The organism is Jiangella asiatica, from assembly GCF_004349065.1.
GTDB classification, from domain to species: domain Bacteria; phylum Actinomycetota; class Actinomycetes; order Jiangellales; family Jiangellaceae; genus Jiangella; species Jiangella asiatica.
The window spans coordinates 56,866-72,143 of the sequence record NZ_SMKZ01000026.1; the positions used below are offsets into that span (position 1 = coordinate 56,866).

16 protein-coding genes are annotated in these 15,278 nt (G+C 69.1%); 4 read left to right on the plus strand and 12 right to left on the minus strand.

Translation table 11 applies throughout. From position 1 onward, the window contains the following. The first annotated feature begins 40 nt into the window (after positions 1-40). Complete coding sequence (hutI, locus tag E1269_RS18235) at positions 41-1,219, plus strand: imidazolonepropionase (RefSeq protein WP_131897095.1); 1,179 nt, start codon at positions 41-43, stop codon at positions 1,217-1,219. On the opposite strand, the gene E1269_RS18240 is transcribed toward hutI, so the two are convergent. The 3 genes from E1269_RS18240 to E1269_RS18250 form a co-directional block, all read right to left on the minus strand. Beyond that, the gene (locus E1269_RS18240; protein WP_131897097.1) at positions 1,209-2,231 is read right to left on the minus strand and encodes an alpha-ketoacid dehydrogenase subunit beta; all 1,023 of its coding nucleotides are present in this window, start codon (positions 2,229-2,231) and stop codon (positions 1,209-1,211) included. The two genes, hutI and E1269_RS18240, sit on opposite strands and share 11 nt — an antisense overlap. Next, positions 2,218-3,195 carry a thiamine pyrophosphate-dependent dehydrogenase E1 component subunit alpha gene (locus E1269_RS18245; protein WP_239000947.1) on the minus strand — a complete coding sequence of 326 codons (978 nt, stop codon included), beginning with the start codon at positions 3,193-3,195 and terminating at the stop codon, positions 2,218-2,220. Before E1269_RS18245 ends, E1269_RS18240 begins: the two co-directional genes overlap by 14 nt. Positions 3,196-3,301: 106 nt before the next feature. Further along, positions 3,302-4,606, minus strand: coding sequence for an ABC transporter substrate-binding protein (locus E1269_RS18250; protein WP_131897101.1), 1,305 nt, complete (start codon positions 4,604-4,606; stop codon positions 3,302-3,304). Positions 4,607-4,923: 317 nt separating this feature from the next. Here E1269_RS18250 and E1269_RS18255 point away from each other — a divergent pair, with 317 nt between their 5' ends. From E1269_RS18255 to E1269_RS18265, 3 genes are read left to right on the plus strand one after another with little or no spacing between them, the layout of a single operon-like run. After that, a complete protein-coding gene (locus tag E1269_RS18255; RefSeq protein WP_131897103.1) occupies positions 4,924-5,811 on the plus strand; it encodes a hypothetical protein in 888 nt (295 codons plus the stop codon). After that, positions 5,811-6,608, plus strand: a complete 798-nt coding sequence (locus tag E1269_RS18260; protein WP_131897105.1) for an SDR family NAD(P)-dependent oxidoreductase — start codon at positions 5,811-5,813, stop codon at positions 6,606-6,608. The genes E1269_RS18255 and E1269_RS18260 overlap by 1 nt, the downstream gene beginning before the upstream one ends. A gap of 22 nt (positions 6,609-6,630) precedes the next feature. Next, the gene (locus E1269_RS18265; protein ID WP_131897107.1) at positions 6,631-6,924 is read left to right on the plus strand and encodes a Dabb family protein; all 294 of its coding nucleotides are present in this window, start codon (positions 6,631-6,633) and stop codon (positions 6,922-6,924) included. A gap of 23 nt (positions 6,925-6,947) precedes the next feature. Here E1269_RS18265 and E1269_RS18270 read toward each other — a convergent pair whose 3' ends face one another. The 9 genes from E1269_RS18270 to E1269_RS18305 form a co-directional block, all read right to left on the minus strand. Further along, entirely contained in the window at positions 6,948-7,778 is an 831-nt protein-coding gene (locus E1269_RS18270) for an amidohydrolase family protein (RefSeq protein WP_162606486.1), read from the minus strand. Beyond that, the gene (locus tag E1269_RS18275; RefSeq protein WP_162606487.1) at positions 7,775-8,728 is read right to left on the minus strand and encodes a DUF4862 family protein; all 954 of its coding nucleotides are present in this window, start codon (positions 8,726-8,728) and stop codon (positions 7,775-7,777) included. The genes E1269_RS18270 and E1269_RS18275 overlap by 4 nt, the downstream gene beginning before the upstream one ends. 4 nt (positions 8,729-8,732) lie before the next feature. Then, complete coding sequence (locus E1269_RS18280; RefSeq protein WP_131897113.1) at positions 8,733-9,842, minus strand: NAD(P)-dependent oxidoreductase; 1,110 nt, start codon at positions 9,840-9,842, stop codon at positions 8,733-8,735. 13 nt (positions 9,843-9,855) lie between these two features. Next, the gene (locus tag E1269_RS18285) at positions 9,856-10,734 is read right to left on the minus strand and encodes a carbohydrate ABC transporter permease (RefSeq protein WP_131897115.1); all 879 of its coding nucleotides are present in this window, start codon (positions 10,732-10,734) and stop codon (positions 9,856-9,858) included. Further along, positions 10,724-11,671, minus strand: coding sequence for a carbohydrate ABC transporter permease (locus E1269_RS18290; RefSeq protein ID WP_131897117.1), 948 nt, complete (start codon positions 11,669-11,671; stop codon positions 10,724-10,726). Before E1269_RS18290 ends, E1269_RS18285 begins: the two co-directional genes overlap by 11 nt. A gap of 12 nt (positions 11,672-11,683) precedes the next feature. Beyond that, positions 11,684-12,445, minus strand: a complete 762-nt coding sequence (locus E1269_RS18295) for an NAD-dependent epimerase/dehydratase family protein (RefSeq protein ID WP_131897119.1) — start codon at positions 12,443-12,445, stop codon at positions 11,684-11,686. 307 nt (positions 12,446-12,752) lie between these two features. Beyond that, complete coding sequence (locus E1269_RS18300) at positions 12,753-13,712, minus strand: ornithine cyclodeaminase family protein (RefSeq protein ID WP_162606488.1); 960 nt, start codon at positions 13,710-13,712, stop codon at positions 12,753-12,755. Then, positions 13,709-14,026 carry a hypothetical protein gene (locus tag E1269_RS32350; RefSeq protein WP_162606489.1) on the minus strand — a complete coding sequence of 106 codons (318 nt, stop codon included), beginning with the start codon at positions 14,024-14,026 and terminating at the stop codon, positions 13,709-13,711. Before E1269_RS32350 ends, E1269_RS18300 begins: the two co-directional genes overlap by 4 nt. A 53-nt stretch (positions 14,027-14,079) precedes the next feature. Continuing rightward, positions 14,080-15,228 carry a mandelate racemase/muconate lactonizing enzyme family protein gene (locus E1269_RS18305; RefSeq protein ID WP_131897123.1) on the minus strand — a complete coding sequence of 383 codons (1,149 nt, stop codon included), beginning with the start codon at positions 15,226-15,228 and terminating at the stop codon, positions 14,080-14,082. Positions 15,229-15,278 lie beyond the last annotated feature (50 nt).

Sequence of the window (15,278 nt, forward strand, 5' to 3'; positions counted from 1 at the left end):
GCGGCGCTCGCGCCCATCCCGCGCTGCGGTCCACCTGCCCGTGGTCACCACACTGCTCGACCGGATCGGTCTGCTGGTCACCAATGACCCCACCCTCGGCGACGGCTCCGCGCTGGGGCAGCTCGCCGACGCCGCGCTGGTCGTCGATGCCCGCGGCACGGTGAGCTGGGCCGGCCCGTCGGCGCAGGCGCCCGCCGCCGACGTCCGCCTCGACGCCGGCGGTCGCTGCGTGGTCCCCGGCTTCGTCGACAGCCACGCCCACCTGGTCTTCGCCGGTGACCGCGCGGCCGAGTTCACCGCCCGGATGAGCGGCCAGCCCTACGCCGCCGGCGGTATCCGCACCACCGTCGCCGCGACCCGGGACGCACCCGACGAGGTGCTGGCGGCCAACCTCGCCCGCCTGGTCGCCGAGCTGCGCCGGCAGGGCACCACCACGGTCGAGATCAAGAGCGGTTACGGGCTGACCGTGCACGACGAGTCCCGGGCACTCGCGCTGGCGCGCGCGCACACCGACGAGACGACGTTCCTCGGCGCGCACGTCGTGCCGCCGGAGTACGCCGACGACCCTTCCGCCTACGTCGACCTGGTCACCGGGCCGATGCTCGACGCCTGTGGCCCGTACGCCCGCTGGATCGACGTCTTCTGCGAGGACGGCGCGTTCGACTCCGACGCCGCCAGGGCCGTGCTCACCGCCGGGCTGGCCCGGGGTTTGGGGGCCCGGGTCCATGCCAACCAGCTCGGCCCTGGTCCCGGCGTCCAGCTGGCCTGCGAGCTGGGTGCGGCCAGCGCCGACCACTGCACCCACCTGGACGACGTCGACGTCGCGGCGCTGGCCGACTCCGCGACAGTGGCCACGCTGCTGCCGGGGGTGGAGTTCTCGACCCGTTCGCCCTACCCCGACGCCCGCCGCCTCCTCGCCGCCGGCGTCACCGTCGCCCTCGCCACCGATTGCAACCCGGGGTCCTGTTACACCTCCTCAATGCCGTTCTGCATCGCGCTGGCCGTTCGCGAGATGCGGATGACCCCGGCGGAGGCGCTGTGGGCGGCCACCGCCGGCGGCGCGGCGGCACTGCGGCGCACCGATGTGGGCCGGCTGGCTCCGGGCTCCCGAGCCGACCTGGTGCTGCTCGACGCGCCGTCGTACGTGCACCTGGCCTACCGACCCGGCGTGCCGCTGGTCACGGACGTCTGGGCGGGTCGACCGCCCGCTACTCGCTGACGAGCTGCCGCAGGCTCGCCGTGATGTCGGCCACCTGCGGGATCACGGCCTGCTGCAGGTGCGGGGCCGCCGGGATGCGCAGGTCCGGGGTTGCGACCCGCCTCGGTGCCGCGTCGAGGTCGCCCAGGCACCGCTCGGCCACCCTGGCCACCAGCTCGCCGCCGAACCCTCCGGTGAGGTTCGCCTCGTGCACGACGGCGAAGCGTGAGGTCTTGCGCACGCTGGCGAACACGGTGGCCTCGTCCAGGGGGTTGAGCCAACGCAGATCGATGACCTCGATCTCGATACCCTCGCCGGAGAGCTCGTCGGCAGCGGCCAGAACCTCGGCGAGAACGGCGGACCAGGCGACCACGGTCGCGTCGCTGCCGGCGCGCCGGACCGCCGCGGCGCCGATGGGCTGCACCGGGCCGTTCACGGCGACCGGTACGCGCTCCCGGAAGTACAGGCTGCGGTTCTCGATGATGAGCACAGGGTCGTCGCAGTGCACGGCGGACAGCAGCATGTCGTAGGCGTCCTGCGTGGTGTACGGCAGCCCGACGCGCAGCCCTGGTGTGTGGGCGAACATGGCTTCGAGGTTCTGCGCGTGCTGAGCGCATGCCCCGGGCAGGTGGCCCTGCTGGGTCCTGATCACGAGAGGGGCCCGCCATCGGCCCCGGGACACGTACGCGGTGTTCGCGATCTGGTTGACGATCTGGTCGAGCGCGACGAGCGCGAAGTCGATCCACATGATCTCGACGACCGGGCGGCGCCCCAGCATGGCCGCTCCCAGTGCGCTACCGAGAATGGCGCTCTCGCTGATCGGCGTGTCGAAGACCCGATCACCGAAGGCGCTGGCAAGTCCTCGGGTGGCGCCGAAGATACCGCCACCCTTCGCGACGTCCTCACCGTAGAGAATCACCTCGGGAACCTCGTCCAGGGCACGGCGCAGGGCGGCGTTGACGGCCAGGACGTAGCTCAGGTCGGCGGTCTCCGCGGTGACCGGACGATGCTCGTTGTGCTCAGTGATCGACATACATGTGCTCCCTGACGGTGGACGACTGGCTCAGCTCGGCGTCTCGCGCGGTCGCCGTGGCCGCGTCGACCTCGTCGCGCGCGCCCCGCTCGACGTCGTCGACGTCGGCGTCGGACACCCCGAGCTCCCGTAGCCGCTGACGCGACCGGACGAGCGGCTCCCTGGTCAGGGCGGCTTCCACCTCGCCAGGACGTCGGTACAGCTCGTGGTCACCGATGTAGTGGCCGGCTATCCGTTCGGTCATCGCCTCGACCAGAGAGGGGCCGCCGCCGGCGCGGGCTCGCTCCACCGCCTCCCGGACGGCGGTCCGGACCGCCACGGGATCGTTGCCGTCGATGCGCACGCCGGGCAAACCGAAACCGCCGGCGCGTCGCCACAGCTGGTCGTCGGCAACCATCTCGTCGATCCGGGTGAGCTCGGAGAGCCCGTTGTTCTCGCACACGAACACGACAGGAAGGGCGAAGGCAGCGGCGAAGTTGAACGCCTCGCTCACCGAGCCCTGGTTGATGGCGCCGTCGCCGAACACTGTCAGCGATACCCGGCCCGAGCCGTCGTAGCGACTGGCCAGCGCCGGGCCCAGCGCGATGGGCGCGCCCGCACCCACGATGCTGTTCTCCCCGAGGAACAGGTGGTCCGCTGACGACAGGTACGCCGAGCCACCGCGGCCGCCGTTGGTCCCGATCTCCTTACCCAGCAACTCGGCCAGGATGGCGACCACCGGCACGCCCTTGGCCGCGGCCCAGCCGTGCCCGCGGTAGGTGGCCGTCAGGGTGTCGATCGGTGCGAGCGCCGCGCAGGCGCCCACTGCGACCGCTTCCTGCCCGAGCGCCAAGTGCACCGAGCCCCGGACCTCCTCGGCCAGCCGCAGTTCCTTGACGCGTTCTTCGAGGAACCGCAGGACCGCCATCATCCGGTGCAGCTCACGAAGGTCGTCGGCATCGAACGTTTCCCTGGGTTCGCTCACGGTGCTCCTCATGTCGTTCTCGTCGGGGACAGCTCGTGGGGATATACGACGGAGCGATCGCCGGTCTTGGCTGTCCCGAACGTCTCGCCGCTCCCGTGGCTCTGCTTCAGCCGATGGCCGCTTCGGCGTCGGCGTAGGCTGTCTCCGCGGCCTCGGTCGGGGTCATGGCGCCCGACGCGACGTTCTCGTTGGCGCTGGCGATGATCGTCTCGACCTCCTGGCCACCCCGCGGCCGGGGCGAGCCGAGCTCGGCGATCTTCTCGGCCTCGTGCCCGTACTCCAGGAGGGCCGTGAGCGCCTCGTCGGCGCCTTCGGAGATCTGGTCGGACACCAGCTGCGACGCCGGTGAACCGAATTCGGCGCCGAACAGGTCGATGGCCTCGGAATCGTTGACCCAGTGGTTCAACAGGCCGACGGCGGCCTCCGGGTTGCTGGTGTCCGCGGAGACCGACATGAAGGTGCCGATGATCATCAGAACGTTCTTGGTGCCTCCCTGCGGCGCGGGCGCGAGACCCAAGGGTGCGTCCATGAAGCCCTGGAAGTTCGGCAGCTGGTTGTGGCTGGTGTAGAACATCGCCACCTTGTCGGTCCCGAACAGAGAGCTCTCGAAGGTGAGTGAGCTGGTCTCGACCGTGACGTCGCCGGGGGGAGTGGCGCCGGCCTGCCGCAGGTCCTCCCAGAGCTGGAGCCAGTCTTCGAGGTCCTGGACGTCGAAGTTCAGTTCGCTGCCCTCGAAGAGGGACTTCTCGCGCTGGAGCAGGAAGTTCTCGAACAGGGTGCCGATGCCGCCGCTGTCCTGAGCGCCCCACCGTCCGTCACCGAGCTTCTGCGTGAGCTGGACCGCCGTGTCCTTGAAGTCCTCCCACGTCCAGTCACCCTCCGGTACCGGAATCCCGGCCTCCTCGAAGAGCACCTGGTTGTACTGGACCGTCGGGTAGGTCGCGCCGACGGGCATCATCTTGAGCTCGTCGTCGTACTTTCCGCTCTCGATATAGGTGTCGCTGAAGCTGCTCAGGTCCAGTTCACCGCTGTCGACGTAGGACTGCAGGTCGAGCAGGGCGGGCGCAAAGTCGGCGATCTGCCGCTCGGTGATGAACATGACGTCGGGGAGGTTCTTGCCGGCCGCCTGGGTGGACATCCTCGGCCAGTACTGGTCGAAGCCGGCGAACTCGGTCTTGAACGTGACTTCTCCGTCGAGCTGTGCCTCGTAGCCGTCGACGATCTGATCGAACCGCTCGGCTCGTGCCTCGCCGCCCCACCAGGCCGCGCGCAGCTGGGAACCACCGCCCTCGCCGGAGGTGCCGGTGCCGCCGCCGCAGGCGGTGGCGAGCGCCAGAGCCCCGGCAAGGAAGGCCGGACCCGCCGCGCGCCGTGCCCTCGTCCTGATTCTCGTCCTGGTCGCGGACGTCATTGTCGTACCACCTTTCGGAAACGGACCGAATGCCAGGGCGTCGCGTGGCGCGGTGTTGCCCCGAGGGCCGTCCACGCCGGATCTTCGGCGGTCGTCCGGGCTTCATCTGTGCGGCGCTGTGCCGGTGTATCGCACAGCCCGCGATGGTGTCGCGGTCCCGGAGACGACCCGACGCGACCGGCGTCGGCAGCGTAGGGAGAGTCTGGGGAACGGATGCACGATTGTCAACTATCTGAATAAGATCCAGGATTATTGACAGAGCGTTACGTGGGCGAGAGACTTCATCCCGACACCGAAGAGAAAGTGACAGCGACGTCATGGCACTTCAACGGCATACAGGTGACGGTCCGGACACGGGCGCCACGTTCGACCCGGATGAAGCCGCGCGCGCAGAGCGCGGAGCGCACGCACTGGTGGCGCTGCCCGCCGAGCCCTCGGACGACCCGCAGGTCCGTGCAGTTCTCGGTGAGATCCCCGGCCGCCTCGGCGTCTCCTTCGTCAGCCCGATCTTCACCGCGCTCGCTCATTGGGGCGAGTTCCTGATCGGCGCGTGGCGTGCCTACGCACCACTCATGGAAACCGACGGGTACCGGGCGGCACTGGACCAGATAACCGTCCCACAGTCCCTGCTTCCCGCTGCCGATGCCGGTCTGGCCGGCCAGACCGATGACCTCGACGCCCTGCGCGAGCATTTATGGGGGCAGCAACGCCTGTTGCCGCAGCTCCTCCTGCTGGCCTCGGCGTGGTACCAGTCGGCCGATGGCGTCGACCAGTCGCGTCCCGGTCCGCCGGTGCCGGCCTCGCGCGGGTCCGTTGCGCCGGCGCCGGCAGCAGCCGGCGCCGGCGACGCTGCCCTGGAATCCGTCTACCGCCGGGTGACGGAGCTGCACGGCCATCCGCGCGTCCTGAGCGTGTACCGAGGCCTGGGCCGGTGGCCCGAGTTCCTCCTCGGTGCCGCCCCGGTGCTCTATGACCGCATCCTCAGCCCGGCTTACCGTCCGGCGAAGACCGCGCTCGCCGGCCGCGCGATGGCGGCTGCCGAGACGTTGGGCATGCCTGCGTCGACGGCCGTCCAGACCGAGGGCCCAGCGCAGATCCTCGCGCTGTTCCGGACCAGGCTCATCCCCACCCTCGTCCTCGACACGGCTGTGCTGCTCGCGCTCGTCGACCCCACCTTCCCCGACACCCAAGGGGGCAACGGCTGATGGCGTCGCGTTACCGCGACCTGTTCGACCTCACCGGGCGGATCGCCGTCGTGATGGGAGCCGCGTCCGGCCTCGGCGAGGCATCGGCCCGCTTCCTCGCCGGCATGGGCGCGAGGGTGGTCTGTGCGGACATCGACGGCGAGGGCGTCACCGCGACCGCCCGGCGCATCGCGGACGAGGGCGGCACGGCGCTGTCCGTCCGCGCCGACCTCACCCGCACCGACGAGGTGCGCGCAGCGGTCGCGACCGCGGTCGACACCTACGGACGCCTCGACATCGGCGTCACCACGCCGGGCATCAACATCCGCAAGCGGGTCGCCACGTACACCGAGGAGGAGTTCGACCGGATCGTCCGGCTGAACCTCAAGGGCACGTTCGACTTCCTCAAGCAAGCCAGCGAGGTGATGGTGGCCCAGGGCTCGGGCAGCCTCGTCGCCTGCTCCTCGATGCGCGCCAACCTGGTCGAGCCGGGTCTGGCCGTGTACGCCTCCACGAAGGCGGCGATCCAGCAGCTGGTGCGCGGGCTCGCCAGCGAGGTCGGGCTGTCCGGCGTGCGGGTGAACACGATCGCTCCGGGTGTCATCGACACGCCACTGACGCGGCCACTGCGCGACCGGCCGGACGTGCTGAAGGCCTACGACGAACACACCATCCTCGGACGCTGGGGCAGCGCCGACGAGGTGGCCGCCGCCGTGGCCTTCCTGGCCTCGGACGCCGCCTCGTACATCACCGGCACCAATCTCCCGGTCGATGCCGGCTGGACCGTCATCGACGGCCGCTTCGACGCCCAGCACTGACCGCCACGACAGAGGAGATCCGATGATCCGGCACATTGCGCTGTTCCGCTGGAAGGACGGCGTCACCGCCGACCAGGTCGACCACCTGTGCACGGTGCTGGACGGATTCCCGGCGACCGTGCCGGACATCAAGGCGTACAGCTTCGGTGCGGACGCGCTCGGCGAACCGGGTAACCACGACTTCGCCATCGTGGCCGAGTTCGACGACGCCGACGGGTACCGCCGCTACCGAGACGACGCCGGGCACAAGGAGATCCAGACCACGGTCCTGCGTCCGCTGATTGCCGAGCGAGTGGCCGTCCAAGTCGCGTTCTGACTCCGGCCAGTGCCCGACCCAGCTCAGCCGAGTCCGAGCAGCCGAGCCAACGTGTTCCCAGCGATGAGCTCGCGGCCGGGGCAGGCGGTCGCGCCGGACGGCTCCAATACGTCACGAGCCTGAGTGTAGGTCGCGCGCTGCCGGTAGGCGGGGAAGTCCGAGCCCCAGACGAGCCTGCCCGGGCCGAGCCGGGCGAGCAACGGCTCCACGACACCGGCCCATACACCTGGGTAGGGGAAGCGCTCGGTCGCATCGGCATAGTGCAGGCCGGACAGCTTCAGGTAGACGTTGTCGAGGTCTGCATAGGCATCGGCGAGTGCGTGCGCGCCGCCGTCCCGGCCTCGGCTCGGCAGGCCGAGGTGGTGGAGCAGGAACGTGACGCCGGGGTGCCGCCGTGCGACGTTCCGGAGCTCGCCGCGACGTTGGGGCGTCACGGCCGCCGAGACCGGCAGGCCGAGCTCGCCCGCTCGGTGCACGAGGTCCGCTCCAGGTCCGTGGTCGAGCCACCCGTCGGCTCCCGGCGCCGGGTACAGCGCCACCGCCGCCACCGGATGGTCGGCGGCAACGCGGTCCAGCCGGTCCGCGGCGCCGGCCGAGCCGTATTCGGCCGACCAATGTCCGTCGACCTCGACCGCGAGCGACAACCGGTCGGGCCACCGTGCCACGGCGGCGCCCACATATGCGTTGTTGTCGTCGTTGTGGGCGCCTGGCCGGCCGATACGCGCCGCCACCACGAGAGCATGGTCGACCCCGTGCTCGTCCAGAGCACGGAGAAGCGCCTCGGCCGTGCAGTCCAGCGGAGCGGTCTCGTACGGCCAGCGCCGCCAGGCGTGGCAGTGTGCGTCGACGATCACGCGTCGCGGGCCTGGGCGACCGCCCCGGCGACGATGGCCAGGTTGGCCGCCAGCAGCTCCACCCGCTGTGGGACCGTGGCGAACGACGGCGGTGCCACCTTTACGCCGACGAAGGCCAGCTCGGGGGCCGCGGTGGCCCGAGCGACGCAGTCGGCCACCTCAGCCGGGGTGAGCAGGCTCGTCGCGGCCTCTGCGGCCACCGGCCCGGTGCCCCAGGCGCGAATCGGCAGGTGCCAGTCGCCCCAGCCCGGACCGTAGGCGCTCGGCTCCGGTGACGCGCCCGAGAACACCACCCCGGTCAGCACGCCGGCGGCCACCGCGGTATCGACGTGCCGTGCCGCACCGGCCGCGTCGCGTGCCTCGATGGCCGAGCGTCCCCAGTTCAGCACCATGCCGAGACCGCGCTCGCGAGCCACCGCGATCTCGTCGTCGAGCGGCAGGAAACCCTTGGCCGGCTCGTGCGCTCCAGTGTCGGCGTCACAGTGTTCGATGGTGAGGCTGACCGGTCCCCAGTCCCAGGTCGCGATCTCGTCGAGTGAGCGGCGCAGGGCGTCGGCCGAGGCGTCCTGCCGGCGCGGCGAGGAGTGCAGCTCCACGTGGGTGAACGCTCCCCCGCCCTTGGCGTTGACGTCCTGGACGAACCGGTGAGCGCCGCGCACCAGCTCCAGGGCGGCGCGTCGGCCATCGTCGTCGACCGAGGCCAGGCCGAGCCGAGGCGAGCTGGCCAGGGCCGACACCAGCGCCGGGATCAACGTCAGCACATGCGTGCTCGATGTGCTGGTGCTGGTCAGGTAGCCGATGTCGTTCCACGGCGACTCCGGGTTCTGGTAGGGAACCTCGAGCCCGGCGACCCCCGGCAGCGACAGAACGTCGGCGACGTACCGGTCGAACTGCGCTGTGGACTCGATGGGTCGCGGGGCGGTGGCATAGGCGCCGACGATGACCGACATGCGGTTACTCCTCCTGGGTCGTGCTGGACGATGGAACAGCGGCGGAGGTGCGCACTCCTCGCCCGGCCAGCACGTCCGCGGTGAGCTGGGCGTGTGGCTCCAGGCCGGAGAAGTGCCGGACGAGCTCATCGACCATGAACTGGAAGAACCGCCGCCTGGACTGGCCAGTAGCACCGGCCAGATGAGGTGTGAGGAAGACGTTCGGCAGCGCACGGAGCGGGTGACCGACGGGTATCGGCTCGGGCTCCAGCACGTCGAGGCAGAAGACGTGGCGGTCCTCGGTGGCAACGGCCACCATCTCGTCGGTGTCAACGACGCCGCCGCGCGACACGTTCACGAACACCGCCCCGGGCCGCATCCGGCGCAGGAGGTCGCCCCGGATCAGGCGGGTGGTCGCCGGTGTCAGCGGCACCAGGCTGACGACGACGTCGCACGCCGAGAACACCGTCTCCAAGGACCGGGCGAACGACACCCCCATGGCCGGGGCGAGCTGCCGCGGAGCGAACGGGTCGTATGCCAGCACGGGACAGCCGAACGGGCGCAACAGCTCGACCAGTCGCCAGCCGATGTTGCCGAACCCGACCAACCCCACCGTGCACGCGTTCAGTTCGTTGTTGACCAGCCGGTCCGGTTCGGTCCTGGCCGTGGGCTGGACCGCGTTGCCGGCCTGGAGCCGCCGGGCGTAGCGCCAGGTGTCGCGCAGCCCGAGGATGGCCAGTGCCAGCGCGAACTCTGCGACCGGTCCGGAGGAGCCGTGTGTCGTGTCGACCACCGAGATGCCGCGCCGGCTGGCCGCCTCGACGTCGATCCGGCCGCCGAAGCGGTCGCCCTCCAGTTCGCCGACGAAGCCCAGCAGGTCCGCCGAGGCCAGGACCGCCTCGGTGACGCACGGTGACCCGTGCGCGACCACCAGGGCCGAGGACGACCGGGCGGCGTCGGCCAGTCGTTCCTCCTCGGCCGGGTCCAGCGCCGGAGCAGCCTCGATGGTCGACGGAGCACCGAACTCCACGAGCCGCACGTCGGCGAGCTGTCGAAGCCGGTCCAGGTCCGCCGGCGCCAACATCTCGTCCCAGCGCCGGGGATCCATCGCGATCGTGACGATCGGCAATGCCATGACCGACTCGCCCTCACTTCAACCCGGTGGTCGCGATGCCTCGGACGAGATACTTCTGGGCGACGATGAAAAAGCCCAGCACTGGCCCGAGCGAGAGCACGGCCATCGCGAACAGTGAGCCCCACGCCGATTCTCCGGTGGAGTCGAGGAACGCGTTCAGTCCGAGCGGGACGGTGTACATCGCCGGGTCGGTCAGGTAGATCAGCGGCGTGAAGAAGTCGTTCCAGGTCCAGATGAACGTGAAGATCGCCGTCGTGGCCAGGGCCGGGCGGATCAACGGCAGGATGATCCGCAGGAAGATCTGCAGCCGGTTGCAGCCGTCGATGCGCGCGGCCTCGTCCAGGCTCCGCGGCAGACCCCGGATGAACTGCACCATGAGGAAGACGAAGAACGCGTCGGTGGCCAGGAACTTCGGGACGACCAGCGGGAAGAACGTGTTCAGCCAGCCGAACTCCTGGAACATGATGTACTGCGGAAGTACCACCACGTGATAGGGCAGCATGATGGTCATCAGCATCACCGCGAGCCAGAACTTCTTGAACTTGAAGTCGATCCTGGCGAAGGCATAGGCGGCCAGCGAGCACGAGAGCAGGTTCCCGACGATGGCGCCGGCGGCCACGATGAACGAGTTGACGAAATAGCGGCCGAAGGTGAACCCGAACGAGTTCCAGCCGTCGGCGTAATGGTCGATGATCCACTGCTGCGGCCAGAAGGACGCGGTGCCGAAGATCTGGTCGGCCGGCTTGAACGAGCTGGCCAGCATCCACAGCAATGGGTACAGCATGGCCACGCTGGCCAGGCACAGGAGCACGGTGACGAGCCACGTGCGGCGCGAACGTCGACGGCCGGTGACAGGTGGCGCCTCGATGGAGGCGCGAAGGCTAGCGGTCATTGTAGAAGACCCAATACCGGGAGGCGATGAAGTTCACAGCGGTGACCGCCCCGATGACGACCAACAGGATCCAGGCCATAGCCGAGGCCGAGCCCATCCGGAGGAACTGGAATCCCTCCTGGTAGAGGTACAGCGTGTAGAAGAGCGTCGAGTCGTTCGGTCCCCCGGTCCCGCCGCTGACGACGTAGGCCGAAGTGAACGCCTGGAACGCGCCGATCATCTGCAGCACGATGTTGAAGAAGATGATCGGCGACAGCAAGGGCAAGGTGATCGACACGAACTTGCGGACCCGGCCGGCGCCGTCCACCTCGGCCGCTTCGTACAGTTCGGTCGGGATCTGCCGGAGGCCGGCGAGGAAGATGACCATCGGGGAACCGAACTGCCAGACGAGCAGCAGGATCAGCGTCCACAGCGCGGTGTCAGGTGAGCCGATCCAGCTCTGGCCTTCGATGCCGAAGATCCCGAGGACGGCGTTGAACAGGCCGTCACGGCCGAAGACCTGCCGCCACAGCAGTGCCACCGCGACGCTGCCGCCGAGCAATGACGGCAGGTAGAAGATGGCCCGGAACACCGAGAGGCCGCGGACTCCGCGGTCGAGCACGAGCGCGAGAGCCAGGGCGAACATGAGCTGCAGCGGCACGCCGACCGCGACGTAGATCGCGGTCACCCTGATCGTGTTGAGGAACCGCCGGTTCTCGGTGAACAGCTCGATGTAGTTCTGCAGGCCCACCCACACCGGCTCGCGGATCAGGCTGTACTCGGTGAACGACAGGTACAGTGAGGCGATCATCGGCCCCAGCGTGATGACCACGAGGCCGATCAGCCATGGAGCCAGGAACAGGTAGCCGGCTCTGTTCTCGCTGCGGCGTCGCCGCTTGGCACTGGCCTCGCCGGTCACGGTCTCCGGCGGCCTGATCGCGTACTCCGTTGTACTCATGGCGCCGGGCGCTCAGCCGCGGGTGACGTATTGCTGCGACTGCGGCTCCCAGCCGAGCAGCTGGCGCGCCTTGGTCTGGTTGTGGTGCTGTTCCAGCTCGTCGCCGGAGAGGAAGACGGCGTCGAACCGGCCGTGACCGACCTGCACGACGCGCAGTGCAGCGATGTAGGCCGCGGCCAGGTCCTCCTCGTCCAGGACGAACTTGGGACCGTCGAAGTCGGCCGGCCGGGCCCGGCGCTCGGCCAGGTAGTCCTCGCGGGTGCGAGGCACGGTGATGCGCAGCGCGATGATGTTCATGTCGAACCAGCGGGCGAAGTATTCGCAGATCTGCTCGCCGAGCGCCTTGGTCACGCCATAGACGCTGGGAGTGTCGCGCGGCACGAACTCCTCCTGCCAGTACCACCTCCGGTCCCGGTAGTGGACCGTCATGGTGCTGGTGTGCAGGCCGTGCTTGATGCCCATCTCCTGGGCGATGTAGAGCACGAGGTGTAGGCCGAGGGTGTTGACCTCGTAGTTCGACTGGATCAGCTCGATCGTCTGGTAGCTGTCGTCACCGCCCTGCCGGCCTTGCATCACCAGGTTGATGAACGTGTCACAGCCGGTCAACGCCTTGCGCACCGCGTCGGGGTCACTGATCGAGCCTTGGTGGTACTCAACGCCCTCCGCGGTCGGCTGGTTGACGTCCAGGACGCGGAGCTCGTGACCCTCCTTGATCAGGTACGGCGCGAGGAACGTCCCCACCATTCCGGAACCACCGACGAGCAAGATCTTCATTGATGTCGTCCTTTCGTTCGGGTGTACCGCGACGCCGTCCAGCGGCGGTCATCGATGACGAAGGTCGCCGTCCTCAACGCCGCTCAGCGATCGCGTCGGGGGGCGAGCGCGCAGCCGTCTGGTCACGGCGCCCTGACGAACACGCCTGAGGGCACGGCATGAGCGGGACTCACCGTGGCATCTGGCGGCGCCCACGGCCGTGACGCGATTCTTTGCCTAGAACGCGAGGATGTCAAGCATATGAATCAAAATCAACTATATGGAGCAAAGTGGCGCGGGTGACACACCCGCGCCACGTCCGCCGTGCTCACTCCAGAGGCGTGCCGCGGCCCTTGTCCTTGGCGGCCTTGTACAGGTGGTGGGCGACGGCCAGGTCGGCCAGAGCGATGCCCTGCCACTCGAAGACAGTGATGTCGTCGGCGGCCGTTCTCCCGGGCACCACGCCGGAGACGACGTCGGCGAGCGTCCGGACGCGATCCCACGAGATAAGGCCACGGTCAGCGGCGCGCATGAGCTCGCCGCACTCCAGGCGTGCCTGATCCACGTCGTCGACGACGACCGTCGCGGCCCGGCCGAGGAGCTCTGGGGGAACCTCGGTGTTCATCCAGGTGTTGTTGCCGGCCGCGACGAGGTGGCTCCCCGGGGGTACGTCGGCCGCGTCGAGCACCGGTGTCGGGGAGTTCGTGATGGTGACGATCACCCTCGCTCCCGAACAGGCTTCGGCCGGTGACCCGACCGGGACGACGTCGATTCCCAGCTCGTCGGACATCTGCCGGGCGAACGCCTCGCGACGCTCCGAGCTCGGTGAGAAGACGTTGACACGGTCGGCGCCGGTGGCCGCGACGATCCCACGAACCTGCGCCGCAGCCTGGAAGCCCGCACCGATCACCCCGATCGGGCCGTTACCGTCGTTCGCCAGGTAGCGCGCGGACAGTCCGGACACGCCGCCGGTCCGTAGCCCGCTGATCCGGCCGGCCGCCAGCACCGCGAGCAGGCCGCTCCCATCGGCGGCGTGCAGGAACATGTGCATCGGTGCGCCCTGCGCCGACACCGTGTAGACCTTGGCGCCGACGACACCCTCACTGGCCCACCCGGCCGACATGAGGTTGTACGTGGACTGGCCGAGCGGGATTCGGGTGCGCGGACGGTTGACGGTCTCTCCGGCGGCCGTCGCTCGGAAAGCCCTGTCGAGGACGTCGATCGCCCCCCGGGCGTCGAGGAGGTCGGCGACATCGGCCTCGCTGAGATAGATCGGCAAGATGCTCACGGCTCGCTGATCTCCTCGTACATCGTCGTGTGGTAGGCGCTGGCGTTGGTGGGATAGATGAGGTCGAACACGACCGAGCGGCAGTCCGGGATCTTGGGCACCGTGTGGCGTGTCTCGTCCCATTCGGTGAAGCTGTTCCAGCGCTGCACCGTGACCATCGCGTTGTGCGGGCCGTCGAACGGCTTCCAGAGTTCGAAGCCGGGCAGCCCTCGTTCGCGCCATACCTCGTCCTGCTTTTTGAGTGCGGCCTTCAGGTCGGCGCCGGCGCCGACCTTGGGGACATAGAGGTTGTGCAGGATCAGGCGGTTCGCCATGGTGTACCTCATCTCTCGGCGGAAAGGCGCCCCGGCGACAGGACGCCTGCGGGCTAGACGGACGTGGCGACGGAGCCGTCGTCACGCAGCAGTCCTGCCCAGGTCAGGGGTCGTTCCTCGGCCGGCATCACCTCGGCATGGCCGGCTGTGATCTCGATGCCCAGGCCTGGCGACTCAGGTGGCAGGAGATGCCCGCCATCGCGCCGAGCCGCCGAGGAGACCACAGCGATCTCTGCCGGGTCTTCGTCGGACGTCACGTATTCCATGGTCAGGAGGTTGGACGTGCTCACGGCGACATGCAGGGTGGCCGCGGTGATGCCCGGCCCGAGGAAGTTGTGCGGTGAGAGCAGGCAATGATGGGCCTCGGCGAGCGCGGCGATCTTCCTGGTGTGACTGATCCCGCCGGCCAGGCCGACATCCGGCCGCAGAACCAGCGCGACATCGCGGTCGAGCAGCTGGCGGAACTCCCAGATGGAGGTGAGCCGCTCGCCCACCGCCAGCGGGACGCCGACCCGGCGGCCCAGGTCTGCCTGCACGTCGATGGAGTCGATCTGAAGCGGATCCTCCACGTAGAGCGGACGGAAACCGGAGAGTGCATGAACGGCGTCGACGGCGGCGGCGGGGTCGAGCTTGCGATGAAGATCGAAGATGATGTCGACGTCAGGGCCGGCAGCCGAGCGACCCGCCTCGGCCATGGTCTGGAGGCCCTCGATCATGCGTGGCCGGGACATCCGGGTGTATTCGTCGGGAAGCGGGTCGTACTTGACGGCGGTGAAGCCGTCGTCCACGAGTTGCTTGACTCGTGCGGCGATCTCGTCGGGTCCGTCGCCGCGCGCGATGGCGTGCAAGCGCACCCGGTCGCGGGCTCGACCGCCCAGCAGCCGCCACACCGGAACCGAGAGGCTCTTGCCCGCGATGTCCCAGAGCGCGCAGTCGACGGCGGCCATCGCCGCGCTGAGCAGATTGCCGCGGAACGGCAGCGCCCGGTTCATCGCCGCCCACAGGTGCTCGATCCGCGACGGATCCTGGCCACGCAGCAGCGGGCTGAGACGGTGCAGGATCTGCGCAACGGCCGCGGGATGGCCCCAGCCTCCGGACTGGCCGATGCCGACGAGTCCGGTGTCGGTGCCGATCTCGACCCAGCAGTTCGTGCCGACGCGCGGGGAGCCGATCATCACGACACGAACAGAGTCGATCTTCACGGGCACCCCTTCGTAAGTCCGCTATTTGAATAGCATTACATACTATTGAT

Excerpts from the sequence above, each read along its gene's own strand:
- E1269_RS18265 (WP_131897107.1), top strand. The coding sequence starts at position 6,631 with ATGATCCGGCACATTGCGCTGTTCCGCTGGAAGGACGGCGTCACCGCC.
- E1269_RS32350 (WP_162606489.1), bottom strand. The coding sequence starts at position 14,026 with ATGGCGAACCGCCTGATCCTGCACAACCTCTATGTCCCCAAGGTCGGC.
- E1269_RS18250 (WP_131897101.1), bottom strand. The coding sequence starts at position 4,606 with ATGACGTCCGCGACCAGGACGAGAATCAGGACGAGGGCACGGCGCGCG.
- E1269_RS18240 (WP_131897097.1), bottom strand. The coding sequence starts at position 2,231 with ATGTCGATCACTGAGCACAACGAGCATCGTCCGGTCACCGCGGAGACC.
- E1269_RS18295 (WP_131897119.1), bottom strand. The coding sequence starts at position 12,445 with ATGAAGATCTTGCTCGTCGGTGGTTCCGGAATGGTGGGGACGTTCCTC.
- E1269_RS18285 (WP_131897115.1), bottom strand. The coding sequence starts at position 10,734 with ATGACCGCTAGCCTTCGCGCCTCCATCGAGGCGCCACCTGTCACCGGC.
- E1269_RS18290 (WP_131897117.1), bottom strand. The coding sequence starts at position 11,671 with ATGAGTACAACGGAGTACGCGATCAGGCCGCCGGAGACCGTGACCGGC.
- E1269_RS18275 (WP_162606487.1), bottom strand. The coding sequence starts at position 8,728 with ATGTCGGTCATCGTCGGCGCCTATGCCACCGCCCCGCGACCCATCGAG.
- E1269_RS18260 (WP_131897105.1), top strand. The coding sequence starts at position 5,811 with ATGGCGTCGCGTTACCGCGACCTGTTCGACCTCACCGGGCGGATCGCC.
- E1269_RS18280 (WP_131897113.1), bottom strand. The coding sequence starts at position 9,842 with ATGGCATTGCCGATCGTCACGATCGCGATGGATCCCCGGCGCTGGGAC.
- E1269_RS18255 (WP_131897103.1), top strand. The coding sequence starts at position 4,924 with ATGGCACTTCAACGGCATACAGGTGACGGTCCGGACACGGGCGCCACG.